The 24,144-nt window shown below is 44.3% G+C and carries 19 protein-coding genes; 6 read left to right on the forward strand and 13 right to left on the reverse strand.

Translation table 11 applies throughout. The features are described 5' to 3' along the window. Nucleotides 1-9 precede the first annotated feature (9 nt). The 3 genes from BLP33_RS18470 to BLP33_RS18480 all read right to left on the reverse strand — a co-directional run bounded on the left by BLP33_RS18470 (nt 10) and on the right by BLP33_RS18480 (nt 7,828). Nucleotides 10-2,781 carry an alpha-L-rhamnosidase gene (locus BLP33_RS18470; RefSeq protein WP_090531808.1) on the reverse strand — a complete coding sequence of 924 codons (2,772 nt, stop codon included), beginning with the start codon at nt 2,779-2,781 and terminating at the stop codon, nt 10-12. 176 nt (nt 2,782-2,957) lie between these two features. After that, nucleotides 2,958-4,451, reverse strand: coding sequence for a RagB/SusD family nutrient uptake outer membrane protein (locus BLP33_RS18475; RefSeq protein ID WP_090531810.1), 1,494 nt, complete (start codon nt 4,449-4,451; stop codon nt 2,958-2,960). 53 nt (nt 4,452-4,504) lie between these two features. Further along, nucleotides 4,505-7,828 (reverse strand): TonB-dependent receptor, encoded by a 3,324-nt coding sequence (locus BLP33_RS18480; RefSeq protein WP_175490056.1) that lies wholly within the window; start codon nt 7,826-7,828, stop codon nt 4,505-4,507. A 75-nt stretch (nt 7,829-7,903) separates the two neighbouring features. Here BLP33_RS18480 and BLP33_RS18485 point away from each other — a divergent pair, with 75 nt between their 5' ends. Further along, nucleotides 7,904-8,098: a hypothetical protein gene (locus BLP33_RS18485; RefSeq protein ID WP_139160020.1), complete on the forward strand. Its 195-nt coding sequence runs from the start codon at nt 7,904-7,906 to the stop codon at nt 8,096-8,098. On the opposite strand, the gene BLP33_RS18490 is transcribed toward BLP33_RS18485, so the two are convergent. The 7 genes from BLP33_RS18490 to BLP33_RS18520 all read right to left on the reverse strand — a co-directional run bounded on the left by BLP33_RS18490 (nt 8,095) and on the right by BLP33_RS18520 (nt 13,786). Further along, entirely contained in the window at nt 8,095-9,255 is a 1,161-nt protein-coding gene (locus BLP33_RS18490; protein ID WP_090531815.1) for a FecR family protein, read from the reverse strand. The genes BLP33_RS18485 and BLP33_RS18490 overlap by 4 nt on opposite strands. Nucleotides 9,256-9,457: 202 nt before the next feature. Further along, nucleotides 9,458-10,510, reverse strand: a complete 1,053-nt coding sequence (locus tag BLP33_RS18495; RefSeq protein WP_090531817.1) for an NAD(P)-dependent alcohol dehydrogenase — start codon at nt 10,508-10,510, stop codon at nt 9,458-9,460. 9 nt (nt 10,511-10,519) lie between these two features. Then, entirely contained in the window at nt 10,520-10,924 is a 405-nt protein-coding gene (locus BLP33_RS18500) for a cupin domain-containing protein (protein ID WP_090531819.1), read from the reverse strand. A gap of 19 nt (nt 10,925-10,943) precedes the next feature. After that, on the reverse strand, nt 10,944-11,519 hold the full coding sequence (locus tag BLP33_RS18505) for an NAD(P)H-binding protein (protein WP_090531821.1): 576 nt from the start codon (nt 11,517-11,519) through the stop codon (nt 10,944-10,946). Continuing rightward, nucleotides 11,516-11,956: a nuclear transport factor 2 family protein gene (locus BLP33_RS18510; RefSeq protein ID WP_175490057.1), complete on the reverse strand. Its 441-nt coding sequence runs from the start codon at nt 11,954-11,956 to the stop codon at nt 11,516-11,518. The genes BLP33_RS18505 and BLP33_RS18510 overlap by 4 nt, the downstream gene beginning before the upstream one ends. Before the next feature lies 1 nt (nt 11,957). After that, nucleotides 11,958-12,803 carry an SDR family oxidoreductase gene (locus tag BLP33_RS18515; protein WP_090531825.1) on the reverse strand — a complete coding sequence of 282 codons (846 nt, stop codon included), beginning with the start codon at nt 12,801-12,803 and terminating at the stop codon, nt 11,958-11,960. 2 nt (nt 12,804-12,805) lie between these two features. After that, on the reverse strand, nt 12,806-13,786 hold the full coding sequence (locus tag BLP33_RS18520) for an aldo/keto reductase (RefSeq protein ID WP_090531827.1): 981 nt from the start codon (nt 13,784-13,786) through the stop codon (nt 12,806-12,808). A 166-nt stretch (nt 13,787-13,952) separates the two neighbouring features. Here BLP33_RS18520 and BLP33_RS18525 point away from each other — a divergent pair, with 166 nt between their 5' ends. Then, a complete protein-coding gene (locus BLP33_RS18525) occupies nt 13,953-14,846 on the forward strand; it encodes a helix-turn-helix domain-containing protein (RefSeq protein ID WP_090531829.1) in 894 nt (297 codons plus the stop codon). Nucleotides 14,847-15,059: 213 nt separating this feature from the next. On the opposite strand, the gene BLP33_RS18530 is transcribed toward BLP33_RS18525, so the two are convergent. The 3 genes from BLP33_RS18530 to BLP33_RS18540 all read right to left on the reverse strand — a co-directional run bounded on the left by BLP33_RS18530 (nt 15,060) and on the right by BLP33_RS18540 (nt 17,486). Beyond that, complete coding sequence (locus BLP33_RS18530) at nt 15,060-15,644, reverse strand: RNA polymerase sigma-70 factor (RefSeq protein ID WP_090531831.1); 585 nt, start codon at nt 15,642-15,644, stop codon at nt 15,060-15,062. A 274-nt stretch (nt 15,645-15,918) separates the two neighbouring features. Then, nucleotides 15,919-16,542 (reverse strand): alpha/beta hydrolase, encoded by a 624-nt coding sequence (locus BLP33_RS18535; RefSeq protein WP_090531833.1) that lies wholly within the window; start codon nt 16,540-16,542, stop codon nt 15,919-15,921. A gap of 8 nt (nt 16,543-16,550) precedes the next feature. Next, entirely contained in the window at nt 16,551-17,486 is a 936-nt protein-coding gene (locus BLP33_RS18540; protein ID WP_090532066.1) for a ring-cleaving dioxygenase, read from the reverse strand. Nucleotides 17,487-17,666: 180 nt separating this feature from the next. On the opposite strand from BLP33_RS18540, the gene BLP33_RS18545 reads away from it, so the two are divergent. The 4 genes from BLP33_RS18545 (at nt 17,667) to BLP33_RS18560 (ending at nt 24,143) form a co-directional block, all read left to right on the forward strand. Then, entirely contained in the window at nt 17,667-19,964 is a 2,298-nt protein-coding gene (locus BLP33_RS18545) for a glycoside hydrolase family 20 protein (protein ID WP_090531834.1), read from the forward strand. Between the two features lie 242 nt (nt 19,965-20,206). Continuing rightward, nucleotides 20,207-21,634, forward strand: a complete 1,428-nt coding sequence (locus BLP33_RS18550; protein ID WP_090531837.1) for a serine/threonine protein kinase — start codon at nt 20,207-20,209, stop codon at nt 21,632-21,634. Between the two features lie 18 nt (nt 21,635-21,652). Next, entirely contained in the window at nt 21,653-22,618 is a 966-nt protein-coding gene (locus BLP33_RS18555; RefSeq protein WP_090531839.1) for a hypothetical protein, read from the forward strand. Nucleotides 22,619-22,709: 91 nt separating this feature from the next. Then, a complete protein-coding gene (locus BLP33_RS18560) occupies nt 22,710-24,143 on the forward strand; it encodes a protein phosphatase 2C domain-containing protein (RefSeq protein ID WP_090531841.1) in 1,434 nt (477 codons plus the stop codon). Nucleotide 24,144 lies beyond the last annotated feature (1 nt).

Below are 24,144 nucleotides of genomic sequence, written 5' to 3' on the forward strand. Positions count from 1 at the left end.
ATAGTACCATTAGCTATTTTTTTTATGGGTTTTTAAAATGTATTTGAACTGGTAAATACCCGAGCCCACATCCATCTGCATATCGCCGCCGGCCGGTTTGATGTTAGCGATATCTTTATTGGTATTAATGTCGATATTACTTTCTGTTACCGGGCCATCAACCGCGGGCAAAGTGACCGTAGCAGTAGTATTTGGCGGCACAATTACATCAAGGGTAAAAATACCGTTATCAATACTCCAGGCCGATTTTACCTTTCCGTATAATGTTTCCAGCTCGGCATTGGCATTGGTCAATTTACCGCCGGGATGCGGGAAGATATTTATTTTATGAAAGCCAGGGCTACCCTCGTCGGTATTGATCCCTGCTATAACACGGTACATCCAATCGCCAATTGCGCCGTAAGCATAGTGGTTAAAGGAGTTCATTTCCGGATCTTCAAAAGTACCATTGGGTTTTATGCCATCCCAGCGCTCCCATATGGTAGTTGCCCCGTTTTTTACAGGATAAAGCCATGAAGGGTATGACTCTTTCATCAACAGGTCATAGGCAATATCGGTGTGACCGAAACGACTTAACACATGGCAGATATACGGCGTGCCTAAAAAGCCTGTTGTAATGTGTTCATCATAATCTTCAATATTGTTTACCAGTCTTTTTGCCGCAGATTCGCGCAGGTTTTCGGGAAGCAGGTCGAAGTTGAGGGCAAGTACATATGATGTTTGCGTACCCGAAATCATACGTCCGTTAGGTGTAACATATTCTGCCAGGAAAGCCTTTTTGATATCAGCTAACAGCGCGGTATATTTTTTAACATCATCTTCCTTACCCAATATAGTAGCGGCATTGATAACCAGTTGAGTTGAATAAGCATAAAAAGCCTGCGCTATCAGGTTTTTATCGGTAAGGGCGGCGCCATCCTCATAGTCGGTACCGGCGTAAAACAGCCAGTCGCCAAAGTGGTTACCGGTGTCCCAAAGGCCGTTTCGGGTATGCCGGGTAATGTAGCCCACCCAGGCGGTCATGCTTGGATACTGGTTTTCCAATACCTTTTTATCGCCGTAAGCCAGGTAAATATTCCAGGGGACAATAGTTGCCACATCGCTCCATCCTGAGGCTGCTGCCGAAGCGCTATCCAGCATGTTAGGGATCACATAGGGCACCGCGCCGTTTTTATGCTGGTCGGCCGAAAGATCTTTTAGCCATTTGGTAAAAAATCCGGCCACATCCATATTGAAGGTAGCGGTGCGGGAAAAAGCCTGGGCATCGCCCGTCCAGCCCATACGCTCGTCGCGCTGAGGGCAGTCGGTAGGTACATCAATAAAATTGCCCTTTTGCCCCCATTGAATATTATGCTGCAACTGGTTGATAAGCGGATTGGAGGTAGAGAACATCCCCGTTTGCGCCATATCCGAGTACAAGGCAAAGGCAGCCACATTGGTCGAATCCAACTGACCATCATATCCTTCAACCTTCATATACCTGAACCCCTGGAAGGTAAAATGAGGTTCGAATGTTTCAATACTATCGCCCTTAAAAACATATACGTTCTCCTGCTTGGCTGTACGCAGGTTTTTTGTGTAAAAGTTCCCTTTCTGATCCAAAACCTCGGCATGGAGCAGCTTTACCGTATCGCCTGCTTTTGCCTTTAATTTAAACTGCACCCAGCCAACCAGGTTTTGCCCAAAATCAACCACATGCTCGCCTGCAGGAGTGGTAAACACTTTAAGCGGCTTAAACATTTCGTGCTTGCGCACCGGCGGACCAAATGTGGCCACTAAATTTTCTTTAACGGTATCAACGGTGCGTACCGAATCCCAGTTTAAATCTTTGTAAGCAATGGTCGACCAGCCTTTCTTCTCCTTGCGGGCATCATAAACTTCGCCATCAAAAAATGATGATGAACGGATTGGCCCATAAGCTACCTTCCAGGTTTTATCCGAATTAATGAGTATCCGTTTACCGTTAGTGTACACCACCTCTAACTGGAAAAGCAAACCAAGCTTGGTGCCGTACACATTCTTTTTTCGATTATAGGTGTACCCCCGGTACCAGCCGTCGCCAAGGGTTACGCCAACAGCGTTATCGCCTTTTAACAGATCGGCAGTTACATCATAAACCTGGTACTGCAGGCGTTTATTGTAACTCGTCCAGCCGGGGGCAAAGTAGTCGCTGCTAATCCGTTTACCATTAAATTGCGCCTCATATAAACCGTGGGCAGTAATGTATAAATGCGCCGCACGTACCTTATGATCAAGTTTAAATGTTTTTCTGAACATGGGGCATGGGCCACCGGTAGTATCCGACAGGTAATTATTTTCTATCCATTTGGCACTCCAGTCGGCGGGTTTAAGCAGGCCCATTTTCCATGAGTTAACCATGCTCCATGGGGTAACCTGCTGCCTGTTGTTCCAGACGCGTACCTGCCAGTAAACTTTCTGACGTGAAGCGAGCGCGGGGCCGCCATAGTAAACATGCAGCGATTCATTGGAATTAACTTTTCCCGAGGTCCAAAGCAGGTCTTTGCCTTTCAGTAAGGATACGGCATTACTGCCTACCCTTATTTCATAGGCAATTTGCTGAATGTTGCGATCCCGGGTTATTAGTTTCCAGCCAAGACGGGGAGCGGCATCGTCGACAGAGATGGGATTTATTTTGTATTCACAAACCAGGTTATCAACCCGGAACGGCGGAGGAACCGGCGGCACTTTTTGTGCTTGTACAATTATTGGCAGAAAAGAAAAAAACAATATAATAACGCGTGTGCATATCTTTTTACACATACCTTTTTTGGGGTTTTAATAGTTCATGCTATTAAATATACTTTAACAGCAATATTGTTTTGATATGCACCTGAAATTTTTCATTGAGCCGGCCCACAAAATGTGCGTTCATCGCAATATACACCTATAAACGTAATATAGCCTGGTAAAAGTTTCACCCTGGCCATGTAACATTATTAATGTTCAAGGTTAGCCTCATTAACGGGATATTGGAAAAGCAAACGGATATTGCTATAGGCCGCAGAATTAATTTGCCATGAACCATTTTTATAAGCCCGTTCGCGGGTAGCATGCGCTTTCATTACTTCTGTTGCTTTACCTGTACGTAAAAGATCAAACCAGCGGTGATTTTCAAAAGCAAGTTCAACCTGGCGTTCATGGGCTATCGCCGCGCGAAACCCATCCTGACTGGAAACATTTAAATCAGGATTGTTATTCCCCATTGATTTAGGTTCAAGACCGGCGCGCTGCCTAACCAGGTTCAGGTATTTGAAAGCATCGCCGCCGGCTGCGAAACCTTGTTCGTTTAAGCATTCGGCCAGCATCAGATAAACATCTGCATAACGATAAACCGGGAAGTTATTACCGGTAATGCCCTTAACATCCCCGATGCTCTGATACTTCTTGATGAAAGGCAGATCGATGCCGTACTCATCTGATGTAAAATCAGTTAATGAAGCATCCCTCCTTTTATCACCTTCTTCATAGGCATTTACAAGGTCCTGGGTAGGGATGTTCCAGCCGTTTAAAGCTCCATTGGCTATTTCATGACCGGTAATATCAGTATCATAATAATCCCAGGGAATAAATGTATCTACGAAATCGCTGCCCAAACCATTAGGACCCTCTATGTATTGGATCTCGAAAATAGACTCGGGGCCGTTTTCTTTATGGATATCAAAGTTATCGGCGTAATCGGCATTCAAGCTATAAGCACCTGACGCTATAATAGTACGAAGCAGCGGGACGGCCAGGTCAAATTTCTTTTGGGTCATATATACCTCGGCAAGCAAAGTTTCCGCTGTACCTTTGGTAACACGTCCCTTATCAGCAGTGGTTTGGTATTTTACAGGTAGTTTAGCTATCGCAGCCTGGGCATCTGTAATGATCTGCGTATAAACAGCAGCTGCCGGTGACTTTGTAGCCAGGTCAAAAGCATCACCTACCGATTTCGGCTCGACAAGCACCAGCGGTACATCACCAAACATACGTACCAGGTTAAAATAATTGAACGCCCGTAAAAACAAAGCTTGCCCCCCTATGGTATCGGTAGTGGCGGCATCAAGCTTGGCAGCCGGCAAGCGATTGATGATAACATTGCACCGGCCTATACCAGTAAAACAGGAGTTAAAGTAAACCTGCACAATATCGTTATTGTTCAACTCGCGAAACTCATCCAACTCCTCCTTACTGATGCCTGAACGATCGTAAGGATCATATTCATATGAAGTATTATCAGACCGCATTTCGCCCATTGCCCAAAATGACACGGTATATAAACCCTGAAGAGGGGCATAGGCACCATTAATAGCCTGAACAAACTGGGCCTTTGTTTTAAAAAAGTTGGTGCTGTTTTGTGTATCTGTGGGTTGCAGGTTAAGATAATCCTTTTTACAGCCATAAAAACCAATAGCTGCGAGGCTAAGAAAAAGGTATATGTTTTTTTTCATGTCTTCTGATTCTTAATGTTGCTCAATTGTGTTTTCAAAAATCGCTGTATAAACTAAAATGTTACGTTACAACCTAATGTGTAAATTGCCGAAACAGGATAGCCTGTAAAATTCACATTGGGTGATAACGAACGGTTACCCAGTTGCCCCTCAATACCGACCTCGGGGCTGCCTCCTTTATAACCTGTGATCAGGATGGCATTTTGAGCGCTGAAGTATACCCTGAAGTTTCTGCTGAATTTTGTTTTGAAATTGTAACCGAGATCAATATTCTTCACCATTAAATACGAGTTGTTCTTTACCCAATAGGAGGGATAAAAATCGCGGGCAAGGCCTGTGTTTGAAGTTGTGGCAGGCAATATGCCGGCTCCTGGCTGCTGCGGTGACCGCCAGCGTTGTATCACCGATTGTTCAACATTAAACACCCCGTCAAGATTAGTGGTATACTGTTTGTACATATCAAATACATGCCCCCCCACCGAGCCGGCCGAGATAATGTTCAGGTCAAATTGTTTGTAACTGAAGTGGTTGTTAAAACCAAAAGTGAACTTAGGCCAGGGGTTGCCGATAGGTACCTGGTCGTGTCCGTCAATAACCCCGTCATTGTTAACATCCTTATACCTGATATTGCCTACATTTTCACCTTCAAAATGCGGGTATTTGTCAAGTTCGGCCTGGCTTTGGAATATACCTTCAAAAATATATCCGTAAAACTGCCCAAGCGGCAACCCTACCAGTGTAATACTGGTTGGGTTGTCATTCAGGGGCGCGTCATAGATTTGAGGTGTAGGGCCAAGGCTTATAACCTTATTACGATTTAACGATATATTAAAATCTGTACTCCAGTTAAAAGCTTTGCTAACTATGTTTTTGGTGGTTACCGTAAATTCAAAACCGCGGTTACGCACGTTGCCAACATTTGATAACGCGTATCCGTAGCCCGAAGCTATCGGCACCGGTATATATTGCAGTAACCGTTCGGTAAAGCGGTTATAATACTCGGCAATTAAGTAAACCCGGCCTTTAAATAAAGAAAGGTCCATGCCTATATCAAGCTGTTTGGTAGTTTCCCAGCCCACTTCAGCATTACCGAGATCGGTAATTGACTTTCCGGGAGCAAGTGATCCCCCAAAAGTATAATTGGTTTCGTCTACAGCGGCTATATAGTCGTAGTTACCCACGCTGTTATTACCTGCATGACCGTAGCTGGCTGTGAATTTCAACTGATCGATCACATTTGTTTTTGGGAAGAATGATTCGTCAGAAATCCGCCAGCCGCCTGATACCGATGGAAAAGTTCCCCACCGGTGCCCCGGTGCAAACCTTGACGACCCGTCGCGGCGTATGGAGGCGCTTAATAAATATTTATCCTTATATGCATAGTTCACCCTGCCAATCAACGATAATAGCCTCCATTCCGCGTCACCGGCATCGGCTGTGATAATGGTAGCGGCCCTTACCGAACGGACCACATCGTCGGGGAAACCGGTGCCATAGGTTAAACGATAGTGGCTGGTTTCCTGCTGTATCGAATAGTCGCCTAAAACAGTTAATGTATGATTGCCCCACGTTTTTTTGTAGGTTACTGAGTTTTCGCTAAGCCAGTTAAAGGAATTAGACGAATTAAATGATCCTACAGCTTTGACCTGGGTTCCGTCCTTATTAGCTGCGTTAAACGCTCCAAGAAATGAGGGACGAAAATAATCACCGTTACTATTTTGATAATCAATACCAAAGGTCGATTTTAACGTAAGTCCGTCAATCACCTTCCATTCTGCATAAGCATTAGCCAGCGTGCGAAACTGCTTATACTTATTGGTAGTGTTTACCAGCGCGCTTACCGGGTTCACATTCTGGAAGGTACCGGGTGAACCTACCACATTGGTATATGAACCATCAGGTTGTTTTACAGGGATAAGCGGGCTTTCGAGATAAGCCTGGCTTAATGCTGCCGAAAGAAAATGACCATCTGTTTGCTGCTGGTTACGCAAACTGTAGGTAGGCGCTATACTTAAACCAACTGTAACATTTTTCGCCACGTCAGCATCCATTGTGCCCTTTAAAGAATAGCGCTGAAACCCGGTGTTAAGCACGGTTCCGCGCTGATCAAAATAGCCCATCGAAAACAAGGAGCGCGCTTTTTCAGTGCCGTTAGAAACCGTTACATCATAGTTCTGCATTGGCGCTACCCTCGTCACTGCGTCAAACCAATCTGTTCCTTTGCCTAAAGCTGCCGGATTTTGATACTCAGTGGGGATTGGGTCGTTTGTTCCGTTAACAGCGTTGGCATCCTGGATAGCCTCTGTACGCCACTGCGCAAATTGCGCAGCTGTCATCATTTTAAGCTTACTTTGTGATAGTATGCTCTGAACTCCGGTAGATGTATTTACCGTAACCGATGATTCTCCTTTTTTTGCTCTTTTTGTAGTGATCAGGATCACACCGTTTGACCCGCGCGAACCGTAAATAGCTGTAGAAGCAGCGTCTTTCAATACACTGATATTTTCAATATCGTCCGGATTGATGGTACTTAAAGGATTTTGATATTGATCAAACCCCGGAGAAATAGGAAATCCATCAATTACATATAGTGGATCATCACCTGCCCCCACTGAACCGGCACCGCGTATATTTACCGATACACCACCGCCCGGAGTACCGGTTACCTGATTTACGGTTACGCCGGCGAGCTGGCCGGCCAGTTTCAGATCAAGACTCGCTGTTTTGATCTCTTTGATATTGCCCATTTTTACCGAACCTACAGCGCCCGTTACATCCTTACGCTCCTGGTTGCCGTAGCCTACAACAACTACCTCTTTTAATTCCTTATTATCCTCATTCAAAACAACGTTGATAGTTGTTCTTTTATTAACCGGTTCTTCTTTGGTTTGGAAACCTATGAATGTAAATACTAACACCGCATTATCTTCGGCATTCAAGGTATACTTGCCGTCCACCCCGGTTATAGCACCAACATTGGTGCCTTTTACTTTAACATTAACACCCGGTAACGGCTGATTTTTATCATCTGCCACAATACCGCTTATGGTTATGGGTACCTGGGCAATGCTTACATCGGGAGTTTTCTTTTTATTGACAATGATATTCTTATCATCAATAACATAGGTTAAAGGCTCATCCTTAAAGCATTGCTGCAATGCTTCCTGTAATGAAGCGTTAGTTAGTGAAAGATTAACCGGTTTGGTTTTTGAAATATCCTTATACCTGTAAAAGAAATAATAGCCGCTTTGCTTTTCAATTGCTTTAAAAGCTTTATCAAGCGCTATCCCCCTCGCATTCAGGGTTATGGATTGTGAAAAACTTTTAGCACTTAGCTGCAGGCAGCCGATAGTTAGTAATAAGACGGTCAATCTCATCGTCAAAAACAGTTTTGAATGTGTACCAAAGGCACTAAATACTTTACCAGTAAAGTTTAAATGCATAACTTCGTGATGTTTGGATTAAAAAAATCTGTTATTGAAAACTCAGGAAAGCTTGATCCAATTCATTATGCCGGAAGCGTTGCAGCGCTTCCGGCTTTTCTTTCATTTGATAAGGGGAGCTTAGGTTGGAATATTTTGAGATTATATCGTCAGTGTTTCTTCATAGTTTGGGTTCAGCAGTTAAAATCAGCTGCCGGTATTTAAGGCGCAACAATTATTTTTTTGTTCTCAATCCTAAAACGCACGTGGCTTAATTCAAGGATGTGCAATACCTGCGATAGTTTTACATCCCTGCTGATCTTACCTACAAACTCATCATCAGGTATTTTACCTTCGTATATTACTTCGGTACCATACCACCTCGAAAGCTGCTTCATAATATCTTGTATGTTTGCCCGCCCAAAGTCAAAGAAGCCATTTTTCCAGGCTACCGCTTCGTCGGTATCAACATCAATAATTTTAATGCTTTTATCATTTATAATGCCCTGCTGACCGGGCTTTAATAAATTGCTCGTATTACCTTGTGTTAATTTCACTGATCCTTCAAGAAGAGTGGTTTTAACAGCGGCCTCATCGTTGTAAGCCATGATATTGAAATGCGTGCCCAATACGGCCACGTTAATATCTTTAACCTTTACATTAAAAGGCTTCGCCTTATTTTTGGCCACCTCAAAATATCCTTCACCGGTGAGTTCAACATCACGTTCGGTACCTGTAAATGCCGTAGGGAATTTCAGTGAAGAGGCAGAGTTAAGCCAAACTTTTGAACCATCAGGAAGCACTACCCGGTACTGGCCGCCCCTGGGGGTGCTAATGGTGTTATAGGCAACCGGTCCATTTTGCTGTTGATCTTTATCCGCAGTGTAAACCACCTGCCCATCCTGCGTTTTATTAATACTGGTGTTACCCGATTGATTCAGCAAGCCGATCTTGGCCGAATCGAGTATCAGTTGGGAGCCATTGGCAAGGGTTAAAACAGCCCTGTTATCGCCAGGCTCAACGTCATGCTTTACAATTGCTTTGTTTTGAGCAACCAGTTTTTGCTGTTCATGTTTAATACACCAATGATAAACAGCAATGCCCGACACAGCCAACAGGATAACAGCAGCGGCAACATTTCTGAAAAAATGCAACCTTATAACTTTTGGACTCTTGTTAGCCACCGGTACCGCTATCGCCTGCCTGATGTTGTTTAACATGCGGTCTTCCAGTTCCTGTTTTACGCCAATTATTTTTTCATCCCATTCGTCGGTATCACCCTGAAAGCTTTCGAAAAAATTCAACAACTGCTCCTTCTCCGCGGCAGTTGCCTGCCCGGCCAGGTATTTATCTATCAGTTGTAAAAATTCTCCCTGTTGCACAAATGTGGTTTTGATAAGGAGAGTAAAAAAACGGGGGTATCCCCTACGCCGAAATGAAAAAAATTAAAATATTTGTGAGTTTTCTTTTTTAATGAGACAGTTTTTTCACATTTAGTGAGACAGTTTAACAACCGTTTTGAGGATATTATTCAATGAAAAAGCCACCGGACATCGGTGGCTTTTGGTAATTACGCTTTTTCGATCAATTTTGAAGCGATGCCATATCGATAACAAAGCGATATTTGACGTCACCTTTTTCCAGCCGTTCAAAAGCTTCGTTCACATATTGGACATCAATGATCTCTGATTCCGATACGATATTATGTTTAAAGCAAAAGTCCAGCATTTCCTGGGTTTCAGGAATGCCGCCAATGTTTGAACCGGCAAAGCTTCTGTTGCCTACGATCACACCAAAAGCTTGTACTTCCAGTGGTTCAGGAGGTAAACCAACCAATACAACAGCACCATCATGGCGCAGCAAATTCAGATAGGCGTTTACATCATGCTTTGCAGATACGGTGTCAATAATGAAATGCAACTTGCGTCCATATTGAGCCATTTGTTCGGCATCTGATGATAACACTGCTTCATCTGCACCTAAACGTTTAGCATCTTCGACTTTGGATGGTGATGTGGTAAACACTGTAACATGCGCACCCATCGCTTTAGCTATTTTAATAGCTAAGTGACCTAAGCCGCCGATACCCAGTATACCAACCTTTTTGCCGGGACCAGCACCCCAATGTTTTAAAGGGGAGTAAACGGTGATACCTGCGCAAAGCAGCGGTGCAGCTGAAGCAAGGTTTTGGAACTCCGGCATATGCAATACATACCGTTCATTACATACATAGGTTTTAGAAAAACCGCCAAAAGTATGTCCGCCTGATACTTTGTCTTCACTGTTGAAAGAGAAGGTTACGCCTTCTTCGCAGAACTGCTCGATGCTGTCATTGCAATATTCGCAATGCCCGCAACTGTCGACAATACAACCAACTGCTGCCAGTTCACCAACCCTGAAGTTTTTTACATGATCACCTACGGCTGTTACCCGGCCTACAATTTCGTGACCAGGAACGATAGGCCATTTCGTTCCGCCAAAATCATTTTTGATCTGGTGAAGGTCGCTGTGGCAGATACCACAGTACAAGATTTCCATCTCTACGTCGTGTGCTTGTAAAGCGCGGCGCTGAATGTCTATTTCATGCAGTGCTACATCGACTGCTTCTGTTCCATATGCTTTTACTGTTGTGCTCATTGATTGCTGTTAATTGTTTTGATTTGAATATTCGTTATCTGATACTGGCTCCATCCAGTTGACCACTCCTTTTTCCGTATTGATGTTAATGGCGACGTGGATCATCGGGGCATCGGGTGAAGCACCGTGCCAATGTCTGATGCCCGGCAAAACATTGATCGCGCCACCGGCTTCAACATGTTGTACTGGGCCTCCTTCTTCCTGGTAATAGCAAACGCCCCCTTTGACAAGCAGGATCTGGTTTGAGGGATGCGTATGCCAGTTGTTGCGGCAGCCTGCTTCAAAATAGACATCACTTACATTGCAGTTAGTCACCTCATCAGTAGCTACCAGCGTTTTAACATACGCTTTGCCGCTGAAGTATTCTGCAACGGCGGGTTTAAATCCTTGTTCAGTTAAATTCTCTTGGTTCATGGTAAATGTATTTTATTGATTAATTGGGCTTGCTGATACCCAGGTTTTCATTTTTGTGCAGTTCCGGATCTTTAATGATGGTAGCAATAAAAGCAGCAATACTTTTTCTGGAAATAGCGGTGCCGGTTTCCGGTTGCCCCTTCTTTGTTAGCACATATTCGACCTCGTTGCCATTGGTAAACCAATCCGGTCTAAGAATGGTATAATCCAGTCCGGATGCTTCGATAATGTCCGCAAGTTTACGGTATGGCTTTAATATCGCCCGTAAAGGCGTATTGTAGATGCCAATAGAACTGATCGCGACGATCCGTTTAACCCCGGTTTCCTGCATAGCTTTGACAATGATTCCAGTCATGGTTTCCAGATCGCCCGCAAGGTTCACATAAACAATATCATGGCCGATAATTGCGCTTTCAACATGGTTATAGTTGGCAGCGTCGCCTTCGATCACTTTGTATTTGGCAGCTACATTTTGCTGTAATCGCTTTTTGTTTCGCACAAACAACGTCAGTTCCACCTCGGGCTGTTTTTCGAGGTCTTTTATTACGCATGAGGCAAGGCTTCCGCTCGCCCCGATAATGATCACTTTTTTCATTTGCTTTCGGGTATTACGCTGGCATGCAATGCCAGTAGCTTCCAAGCGCTTTTAGTTGTCGATCTGGTAAATACTTCAAGGTAAGCCAAGTGCAGTACAGTTTGCTTACCGCCAACAGTTACATCGAACAAGCCTTTACCAGTTACGGTGCCCGTGTTTTGTTCGATGACTACATCGCTTTCTTCGACGTTAATACTGTTATGCACAAAGTTGCCGCCCTTCAAACGTGCAAGATATGCTGCCTTAGACTGTATCACGCCCGCTGAACTGAGTACGACCAGCCGTTTATGCAATACGTTTTCAAGCGAGTCAAAATGACTTCCGACTTCCCATTGAAAGATCTGCGAGGAAAGTGCTTTTAAAGCAGTTTCACGTTTGGACTGTGCAAATGCCGTAGTGCCGGTGAGCAGCAAAAGCGCTATTGAAATTGCTTTCATATCAGCTGTTTGAATTTGGCGCCAATTCTCCGTAGAAGTAAGAGGCCGTTGCACCACCATCGATCAAAAAGTCGGAACCGGTAATGAAAGCGCCTGCATTCGACAATAACAATTCGGCAACATTGGCAACTTCATCAGCTATACCGGGACGCCCTGCCGGGCTTTTCGCAAACATGTTTTTATAAAAATCACCTCTTGGACCGTTGATCTCATCAAGTGCAAGCGGTGTAATAATGATACCTGGTGAGATCGCATTAACGCGTGCACCCCGTTTGCCCCATTTTACAGCTTCTGCCATTACACGCTTACCATTAGCCCGTTTTGCCATTTGATAAGCATGCAGCGTATCTTTGATGTGTTCCGGTTTAAGCAGTTCCAATTGCAGCAACTCTTCTGTCGGTGTTATTGCCAGCAACCTGTCCTCGTCGGCTGTTAATGCCGGCATCCGGTACCCTGACTGGCTGGAGATCACCACGCCTGTACCGCCGGGTTTGATCACCTTGCCGAACTCTTCCAATAAAAGTGAAGTTCCGTAGAGGTCAACCTTCATTATCTGTTCAATGGATGCCTGGCTCGGTGAAACACCTGCCGCATTGATGAGCATCGCAATTTCACCTTCCTGCTGAGCAGCTTTGATCAGTTCCTGAACAGATTCTCTTGATGAGATGTCCACTTTAAACGGTACTACGTCAAAACCGGCTTCCGTCAGTGTCTTGGATATCGCCTGCGCATTTTCTATTTTCCAGTCTGCTACGAATATTTTATTACCATAACCCATTCTACGGACGATGGCCATACCTAATTGACCGGCCCCGGTCAATACGATAACATTGTTTGAAGTTTTCATGATTAACGTCCCTGGTTATAAGCTAAATGTTGTGGATAACGTGCGCCGACAACCTCGATATGACCAAGTGCGGTTTGAATGTCCGCGAGATCCTGCTCGCTTAAGACTACCTTAGCAGCTGACATGTTCTCTTCTAATCTGTTGATCTTGGTGGTGCCAGGTATCGGCACAATGTATGGCTTTTGCGCCAGCAGCCAGGCAATTGCTATCTGTGCATTGGTTACGCCTTTTTGTTTCGCGATCTCTGTTAAGGCATCTACGAGGCCCTGGTTCGCCTGGCGGTTTTCTTCCGAAAAGCGCGGCACCACATTGCGGAAATCCGTTTTATCGAAACTGGTCTTATCGTTAATGGCACCGGTTAAAAATCCCTTGCCGAGCGGGCTGAATGGCACAAAGCCAATGTGCAATTCTTCCAATAACGGTAGTATTTCCTTCTCAGGTTCACGCCACCACAAGGAGTATTCACTTTGCAGTGCTGTTACCGGTTGAACGGCGTGTGCTTTACGGATGCTGGCTGCACCGGCTTCCGACATACCAAAGTGCTTTACTTTGCCTTCTGCGATCAGTTCTTTCACGGCACCTGCAACATCTTCCATCGGCACGTTAGGATCAACACGGTGCTGGTACAGCAGGTCGATCCGGTCGGTACGCAGACGCTTTAATGCGGCTTCCGTATGTGCGCGGATGTTTTCAGGGCGGCTGTCCAGACCGTCACTTGTCTTACCGTTCTTAAAACCGAATTTGGTGGCGATCACTACTTCGTTGCGAAAAGGCTCCAATGCCTCGCCAACCACTTCTTCATTCAGGTAAGGCCCGTAGGCTTCAGCGGTATCAAAAAAGGTTACGCCAATTTCAAACGCGTGACGGATCAATTCGATTGCTTCTGTTTTTTCTGTAGCCGGGCCATATCCATAGCTTAGACCCATGCAGCCTAATCCAAGGGTTGAAACTTCCAGGTCTTTTCCTAATATTCTCTTGTCCATGTCTTAATAATTTTTGTTATTGTAGATGATGGCACAAAGGTCAGGCCTATTTTTTTGTCTTCACTTATACAGATCACGGTATTACCTACCAATTTCTCGGATATGGTGGCAGTAATGATTATTTGGTGGATGGAGTGCTTACATTTGTTTAGGATAAGGAATTGATATGGAAGAGATCATCCGGTTTGAGACCGTAAAGTCTTATAACGACTTCAATAATGAAGAGACGCTGCACCCATTGGTGAGCGTCATAGATTTTTCAAAGGCAACACCGCGCAAGCGCTATAAGATGTATTTCGGGCTATACGTTGTCATCTTAAAAGATGTGGATTGTGGTGACCTGACTTACGGTAGGGCAAATTACGATTACCAGGAGGGCACACTGGTATTTTTCTCTCCAGGACAGGTGGCTGGAGTACAAAAGGAAGAACTCTTCCAGCCAAGCGGTCATGCCTTGGTTTTTCACCCCGACTTTATCAAAGGCACATCTTTGGGAAAACATATACAGGATTATGGTTTTTTTAGTTACAAAGTAAACGAAGCACTTCACCTTTCAGAGCGTGAACGGAAGATTGTCCTGGATAGCTTCAGCAAGATCCGCTATGAATTAGAACATGCCATCGACAAGCACAGCAAAAAATTAGTGGTGAGCACCATTGAACTCTTTCTTGATTATTGTGTCCGTTTCTATGACCGGCAATTTATAACCCGTGACGAAGCACACAGAGGTTTACTAGAAAGATTCGAGGCTTTTTTGAATGAATATTTGAGTTCGGATAAATTGCAAACCATCGGCCTGCCAACGGTTGCTTATTGTGCTGATGGACTCAATTTATCTGCAAACTATTTTGGGGAACTGATAAAAAAGGAAACAGGCAAATCTGCACATGAATATATTCAGGAAAAAGTGATTGATCTGGCGAAAGAAAAGATATTCGACCCCAACAAGTCCGTTAGCGAGATCGCCTATGAACTGGGCTTTAAATACCCGCAACATTTCACCCGACTATTCAAGAAACAAACCGGCAGCTCTCCTTTGGAGTACCGAAGCAATAATTAATAATTCGGCGTTCTGCACAGTTGGCTCATTAAAAGAGAGGCGTCACAAAGCTTTCACCTAACTAAAAAAAATGAGACATTAAATGATGTAAACGTGAGGCATCATAAGATGTAAATGACAGCCAGAAAAAAAAAACGTTTTTACATTGCTATTTTCTCAATCGTCGATTGGGATATTACCAAATCATGAAAGATCACCATAAAATAATTAGAATTATTTATCTAAAAAAAACATCAACGCTTCCAGGATAAAAGCAGAGCCTAACGAGCCGCGCAACTGGCGAAGCGCTTTGGTTAAATGATTTTCGACGGTTTTAGTAGAGATGTTTAGCTGCAGGGCTATTTCCTTATGACTAAGGCATTCTTCGCGGCTCAGTTTGTAAACTTCCCGGCATTTTTCGGGCAGGGTATCAATTACCTGGTTTATTTGCAATAGCAGTTCTTTATGCTCAATGGTGTTGTGGGTAGCTGGGGTGTGCAGGCGCTCTATCAGATCGTCAAAAATCTCGCTTCTTACAGGGGTACCTGTGCGGATTTGCCTGTAAACCCCATAACGTACCGATGCATACAGATAGGCTTTAAGCGATATATTGATCTCCACTTCGGCCCGGCAATCCCAAAGCTTAATAAACAGTTCCTGGATAATATCCTCGCATGCCTGCCTGTCTTTTAAGATATTATAAGCCGCTTTAAAAAGTGAAGCCCAGTACCTCCTGTAAATCATGGTAAGCGCCGCTTCATCATCAGCCTTTAACCGGCTGATGAGCTGCATATCGCTCATCACAATTTTGTCGGGCATAGTTTACTAATTAAGTTCGTCCGGGAAACAAAGGCTAAAATTACTTAAATATTAATTTAATATATTTAAAAAGTAAAAATAAGCTTATATGCTAATTATGAATAACTTAACCATCATTTCAAACTACCGGCTATTAATATAAAATAACCCAAAGGTTATCAAAAGCATAGGCATAACTTATTTATTATACAGGTTGATCAATGCTATCCGGCAAAAAAAGAGAGCCGCCCCTCCGGGCAGCTCTCCACTCTTAAACACTCAACTTTGAAAACAATCAATTCTTCAGTATTTCGTTTGCCAACACAATTTCTTCATGGGAAATAGTATGTTGACGGCCTTTATATATTTTGAGGGTTACACCCGCATTTAATTCTTTTAATATTTCAACACTGTCATTAACCCTGCTAACCGGTACATGCGGGTCGGGGTCGCCGGTAGTAATCAGTACCGGGGTATTGTTAAAATCGCCTTTATAGTTTTCCTTAACCAATTCCTCTCCTATCAATCCGCCGGTGAAAGCGATAATCCCCCCGTACCTGCCGGCATTGCGGCCGGTATATTCAAGCGTTAAACATGCCCCCTGCGAAAAACCAAGAAAATAGATATTTTCCTGTGCTATTCCTTTTTGCTTGAGGTCCTCTACCAGTTCGTCAATTACTTCAAGGGCCGAATCAAGTGCCGGTTGGTTATTTTGCACCGGGGCCATAAAACTGTAGGGATACCAGCTATGTTGATTGGCCTGTGGCGCATAGATAGCGTAACCATCTAATTCAAGACGATCTTTAAGCGAGATCATGCTGCTTGCCGATGCGCCGCGGCCATGCAGCATAATGATGGCTTTTTTGGCCTGTTCGGCGGGAACTCCCGCCGAAACAACCTGTTTTGTATGCCTGTACATCTGTTTGATTAAACTAATGATGGTAATGTTTTTTCCAACTCGCCGCGCAGGTTTTCATACTGCGCAGGTAATTTTAATCCTGTGCCCAATAATTCGGCTGGTTCATCAACCGCGAAGCCTGGGTTATCGGTTGCTATCTCAAACAAAACACCACCTGGTTCGCGGAAGTATAATGAGTAGAAATAGTTTCTGTCTATTTTGTCGGTGATATGCAAGCCAAGGTTTGCTATCTTTTCACGGTATTCCATCAATACTTTTTCGTTTGGTACGCGGAATGCTACGTGGTGAACAGAACCACCCGCTACATGACCGGCAACTTCTCCCGGAACTTCCACCAAATCAACTATAGCTGCATTTTCGACAGCATCGGTAATAAACCTGTAGCGGTTAACATGCTGTTCCAGTAAGCGATAGCCTAATACACCGGTTAATATTTTGGCAGTAGCCTCAATTTTATTCGATGTAATAGTAATGCTGTGAAAACCTTTGGTAGCATTGGCTGCGGTTACCTCGGCAGTTTCCCATGGTGTGCGAGTATCGGCTTTTTTGGGAACGATAAGCTCAAATTTCAAACCATCAGGATCAAGAAAAGTAAGGTACTGCTCGCCAAATTTTTCGGCCGGTTTGTTGTAGATCACATTGTTATCCTCAAACCTTTTCAACCAGAAATCCAAACTACCTTCAGGTACCGAATAACCAATTTCAGTTACCTGCCTTGCGCCCCGGCGACCTGCTGTGATGCCTTCCCATGGGAAGAAAGTAAGGATGGAGCCGGGCGTACCGTTGCCATCGCCATAATATAAGTGATAGGTACCGGGATCGTCAAAGTTTACGGTTTTTTTAACTAACCTTAAGCCCAATACATGGGTATAAAAATCATAGTTTTTTTTGGCATTGCCTGCAATTGCAGTGATGTGGTGAATGCCGTTTATAGTGTTTTCCATTGTTTTCCTTGTTTTAAATATTTTAATACTTGCTGTGTTATTATGATTCAAAATTACGGTCAAAATCGCCGGCGGCACTTGATGTAGGATAAGAAAAACGGGGCGGTGTTTTTTATTATTAAACGATTTCATTATCCGCCTTTCGGCAAAAAAAGTATATTCGGTTTCACATTTACATTGATGGTCAACCTGTTTACATTCCGCAAATTTTTCAGTTGTATTCCGTTATGCCTGCTTTTTGCAGTGGTAACCAACGCTCAGGTAAAAGAAGAAGGCATTATCCCGAAGCCCGTTATAATGGTAAAGACAAATGCAAACCAGGTTTTTACTTTTAATCAATCAACAGCAATAGGTACCGCACCCAACATCGGCCGGTATAACCTTACATTTTTCAATACCTGGTTTAAATCTGTTTCTGGTTTCAGCCTCCGGGCAAATCATAGGTCGAATGCTCCTGTTCAGTTAAATATAGATGATAAATATGTTACCCAACCAGAGGGATATAAGCTATCGGTTACAGCTAAACGTATAAAAATTAGCGGCCATGATGAAGCCGGTGTGTTTTATGGTTTGCAATCACTTATCCAGTTACTAAAAGTATCCGGCGGAAAAGTAACTGTGCAAAGCTGCACCATTATGGATTACCCCCGTTTTGCATACCGCGGAATGCATTTAGATGTAAGCCGCCACTTTTTTAAACCCGAAGCCATTAAAAAATGGATAGACCTGCTGGCACTATACAAGATCAATACTTTTCACTGGCACTTAACTGATGACCAGGGCTGGCGCATCGAAATTAAAAAATATCCTTTACTGCAAAGCATTTCGGCTTACCGCGATGAAACCATCATTGGCCACAAAAAGGATAGTCCGCACAGGTTTGATGGTAAACGTTATGGCGGTTATTATACCCAGGATGAGGTTAAGGAAATTGTAGAATATGCCACTCAAAGGCATATCACGGTAATCCCGGAAATTGAAATGCCGGGCCATGCACTGGCGGCGCTGGCTGCTTACCCGCAATTGGGTTGTACCGGCGGCCCGTATAAAACCGCTACCTATTGGGGTATTTTTGATGATGTGTATTGCGCCGGCAATGACGAAACGTTTACCTTTTTACAAAATGTGATGGATGAGGTACTGCCGTTGTTCCCTTCAAAATATATTCACATCGGCGGTGATGAATGCCCTAAAACCAAATGGAAGGCCTGCCCCAAATGCCAGCAGCGCATTAAGGACGAACACCTGAAAGATGAGAAGGAACTGCAAAGTTATTTCATCGGCCGCATGGAAAAATACCTGAACAGTAAAGGCCGGCAGATCATAGGCTGGGACGAGATTCTGGAAGGCGGGCTTACCCCCGGTGCAACCGTCATGAGCTGGACTGGCGAAGAAGGTGGAATAGCCGCCGCCAAACAGCATCATGATGCCATCATGACGCCCGAAAAATATGTATATCTTGACTATTACCAATCGCTTTACCCCGCCGAGCCATTAGCAGGCGGAGGTTATACACCACTAAGCAAGGTCTATAATTATGAACCAATAACCGGCGACCTGAGCGGTGAAGAGGCAAAATACATTAAAGGAGTACAAGCCAACGCCTGGAGCGAATACATGGCCAGCCCCGCACAGGCCGAGCGGCAATTGTTCCCGCGAATGCTGGCTTTGGCCGAAGTTGCCTGGAGTTCAAAGAAAAATAAAAGCTATCCGGATTTTTTGAAACGACTAAGGTACCAGCAGCCTTTGCTCAAAAAGTTAAATATAAACGCGGCTGATGTATTTGATGAGATCACCGATTCGATAACAGAAACTGCAGATCATCAAGTAGCATTAAACCTGCAAACAACTTTGCCTGGCTCCAAAATATTTTATACTACAGATGGTGCCGAACCAGGATTAAACAGCAAACCTTACACAGGTGCGCTTACCATAACATCATCAGGCACCGTTAAAGCCACCGTTTTTAACCAAGGTAAACGTCAGGGGCGTACTTATGAAAAATCATTTACCATTCACAAAGCCATTGGCAAAACAGTAACACTTAAAAACCAGCCACAGGGTGGTTTTAATCCGGGTAATACCTTTGGTTTGGTAAACGGTATTTTCGGCAGTAAGCTTTATAACGACGGGCAATGGTATGGTTTCAGTGGCGATGATCTGGAAGCGGTAGTTGACCTTGGAAACGTGCAAAGCATATCAAAGCTTGGCATTAACATACTAAAATACCACTGGCAAAAAATGTGGGAGCCAACATTGCTTACGTTCGAGGTATCAACAGATGGAAGCAATTATACCGAAGTTTACCGCCAGACTGATTTTCCGGATAACGGCATCAACGCGGTAAGGGCAAACATCAAAACACAGCACGCAAGATATATCAGGATAAAGGCAACTAACAAGGGCATTATTCCGCCGGGTGAGTATATTCCCGGGGCAAAGGCATGGTTAATGATGGATGAGATAGTGATACAATAATGAACCTTGATTCGCTTGATTAAAGGATTTCCTGATGACCAGTTGCATAATTTAACCCTTTAATCAAATAAATCAGGGTTCAGATAACTATTTGCATCGCATAATCCTTTAATCAGGCAAATCATGGTTCAGATTTGCCGAACTTTTTTTTATATTTTTATACCAAACACTAATGCCTGCGTTATGTTGAGTAAAAAGTTTTTAATATTTGTCACGAATACTCATTCCCCAAGTATAACTCAATGAGCAAAGTATTTACTATTACCGAAGGTTTGGAAAACATGGGGGCTTTACGAACGGGCGGTCAGGGCTCTGTTTATAAAGGTCGCCGCTATGGGCCTATTATCACAGCGGTAAAGCTCCTGCCCACTCCTATTCACACCGAAAGCACCGACGATAAAAATTTTCGCAATTTCCAGAACGAGGTCGAAAAACTAAAAAAGGTAAACGAAGAGCCTAACCCAAATGTGGTTAAAATCCTTAATTCGGGCATTACCGAAAGTGGTTCGTTCCCGTTTATCGAAATGGAATATATTGATGGCCCCGATCTGGAAGACCTGCTTAAACCACCGCATGAGGCTATCTTCAGCATTAAAGAGATCATTAAACTGGCCGATCAGCTGGCAAATGCGTTATCACACTGTCACAAAGTTTCGGTAAAGCACGGCGACATCAAAAGCAATAATGTAAAGTTCAACGTACATACCGGTAACTACGTGCTGCTTGACTTTGGTCTTTCGGCTATGTCTGATGATCAGCGCCGTACCAGTATCCGTCATGCGGGCGCTATCGAATTTATGGCACCCGAGCAAAATGAAGGCCTGATGTATTTCCAAACAGATGTGTACAGCTACGGCATCATCCTGTATGAATTGATTGGCGGGCAGGTGCCTTTCCCGCTAAAAGATAATGGCGAAACAGCACGCAACGCCGTGATGCTGGCCCACATGGAGTCGGAGATACCTGATGTAATGGAGCTGCGCCGCAAAAACCTGCCCGAAAGCTGGTCGGACGAGAAAAAGGAAATGCAGATGCAGGTTCCGGCCTGGTTATTACAGATTGTGGCTAAATGCCTGCAAAAAGACATCAATAACCGGTATGCCAACGGCATTGAATTGCAGGAAGCTTTGATGCAGGGCAGTATCGGCGCTATCAGTCCAACGCACCCCGATGAATCGTGGAACACCGAAGTTTTATTGAAGGAAAATGAACGACTGCAGGGGCTGGTGCTATATTACCAGGAAAACGAGAACAAGCAACCGGCACAGGTAGTTAGCAACGAGCCTGCTGATAGCAAAGCCGTGCGCATGTCAAAGCCGATCTTCATTATGTTCATAATATTGCTTTGCGGTTTTACCGTGTTTTCGGCAGTGGTGATGGATAAGTTTGGCGGGCGTATTTATAATGGGGTGGTTAGCAGGCTGTTTAAACCTTCAAAAAAGGCAACCGATTCGGCTGCAAGTAGTAAAATTATCCCACCCCAAAAAAAAGACTCTGTACAGCAGCCTAAGGCCAGTGATTACAAAGATGAGAGCAATATTCCACCGGAAGTTGATTCAACCGCCGATTCGATATTGCGTAACATACAACGGGCAAAACAACAAAAGGAAGATACGCAGTTTTATCGCGATAGCGTGAAAAAAGCGGATACCTCTAATTTAAACTTTTAATGATTTAGCAAATACAGAATGGAACCTAAATCAACATTTTGGAAACGGATAGGCCTTCAGGACTGGTTTTTACCAAACGGGAAACCAGTAAACGAGGAGGCGGTAAAAATAAAAGCGCTAACGCCCGATGACGTGTATTTATACATCATCGAAAAATTCAAAGAATCGATCAAGCAGCTTTCTTTTGCCGACAGGATAGTTTTTTACCACGAATTTATCATCAGCTTTAACGAGGAAGACTACCAGGACTTTGTAAATAACCGCTCGGGCTTGTTCGGCATTATCGTTAATGAATCTGTTAAAAAATTCTATGAACTGCTGCGCGAACACCAGGAAGTAGGCAAAAAGGTGGAACCTTCAAGCTCAAAATGGGTATTCAGGCTGGTATCGCACCCGGATTATAAACGCGGCGATAAGGGTTTTATAGGCAAACTGCTGCCCGGCACAAGCGCTAAAAAAGAAGAGAACCTGCGGGTTACTTTCATTCCGCGCCAAACGGGTGTTGCCCAAACCCTGGATATCAGCAATGAGGTTTTAAAAGGCTTTACTTATTACAGCGAGGGTTATTATGAATTGCCTTATGCTAATGACCTGCAGCACAACGAAAAGGACGTAGTTAAGCCCGGAACCAAGGTGCTGGCCCGGCTGGAAACCATTATGCCCGATAAGCAGTTTGTTGGCCGCAAGGTGGAGTACCTGATCAAGGATGATGATATTGTTGTATCGGGCAGTGATGAGGAAAGGGACGAGCAGGCCGTGTTTAAGGTGCCGTCTGAATGGGTGAACACCCCCCACCTGCGCATCAGGTTAAATAAAGCCGATGGTAAGTTTTACATGGCGTCTTTTGGCGAGCGCACCCTGATCAACGAACTGGAAGTAGCCGGGAGCGACGTGAACTCGCCGCAATGGGTTGAGCTGCCGTTCAACTCCAGGATTCTGCTCAATGGCATAGTAGGTATTAACATATTTAAACCCGAACCATAAATGTCACAGGTATTATCAATAGGGCTGCTGGCAATATGTGTGCTGTTATTGGTAGCTCATTTTATCGACATAAAAAAATCCAGTTAAAACCATGGCAAATAATTTTTTCGGGATAACAGATACCGGTAGGCAAAGGCAAAATAACGAGGACGTTTTTATTGCCGAAAAATCTGGTGATGGTAATTTTATCATTGCCTGTGTGGTTGATGGGGTTGGCGGTTATGCCGGCGGCGAAATAGCTGCCGAAATTGCCCGCGCCACCATCCTGGAGCAATTGCAATATATAGCCGGCGATATTGTGCCGCTATTGGTAAATACGTTTACCATTGCCAATCAACGGATCTACGACGAAAAAGTACAGAACAAAGATCTTGAAAACATGGCCTGTGTGCTTACACTGGCCGTGGTTGATATGATCAACAATAAATTTTATTATGCCCACGTTGGGGACACCCGTCTGTACCTGCTGCGAGATTATTCGCTGATCAAGATCTCGAAAGATCACTCTTTTGTGGGCTTCCTGGAAGATTCGGGCCGGCTGACCGAGGAAGCGGCCATGGACCACCCCAAACGCAACGAGATCAACAAAGCGCTTGGTTTTGCCGGGCAAATAGGCCAGGACCCCGATTTTGTAGAGACAGGTAACTCGCCCTTTTTGCCGGGCGATATCCTGCTCATTTGCAGCGACGGCTTAACCGACCTTGTTGATAAAAGCAAGATCACCAATATCCTTACCAGCAGCGATAACCTGCCCGAAAAGGGAAAAAAACTGATTGATGCAGCCAATAACCGTGGTGGAAAAGATAATGTGACCGTTGTACTGGTACATAACGATAAGGAGCGCAAGCAACACAGCGCCACGAAACCAGCGGTTGCTGCTGTAAAAGTTGCCGAACAGCCGGAAGCAATTGCACCCGCCCCGGTAAAAAGGCAAGAAGAGCCTGATCCTGTGGTAAAAACCAAAGGCAATGGCGGCACAGTGGCTGTACTTACCCTGCTTTGCTTTATTTTTTTGGGTGGATTTATCTGGCAGTTTAAAAAGAATGCAGATCAGGCTGCTGTTCCTAAAAAAACAGATACGTTGGTAGCTCAGCATATTAAAAACGCGGTGGAGCTCAAGCTCCAGGATACTATCAATAAATTAAAAGGCCATACGTTGTTACTTTCAGCGGCTGATTTTCAGCAGCCTATTGTGCTGAGCGATACGCTGCATATCAATAAGGATAGCCTGTATATTAAAACAAAGGGCGCCGTCGTATTTAAAAAAGATTCCACCTATTCTGGCCCGGCTATCGCGCTGGCTGCCAACTGCAAATATGTAGTGCTGGATAGCGTTGCTTTTGATGGCTTTGGTACAGCTATCGTAACACATAACGATGCCCTTGTGCTAAAAAATGTGCAGTTCAATAACTGCTTAACGCCGGTGCAGGCATTGTACATGTTCCCTAATAAAAAATACATCTCGGGCAGGTTGTTTGGCAGCATGTTCAAAACTGATTCTGTCCCAACTAAAGCTACTCACTGAT

This window comes from Mucilaginibacter sp. NFR10 (assembly GCF_900100445.1).
Taxonomy (GTDB): domain Bacteria; phylum Bacteroidota; class Bacteroidia; order Sphingobacteriales; family Sphingobacteriaceae; genus Mucilaginibacter; species Mucilaginibacter rubeus.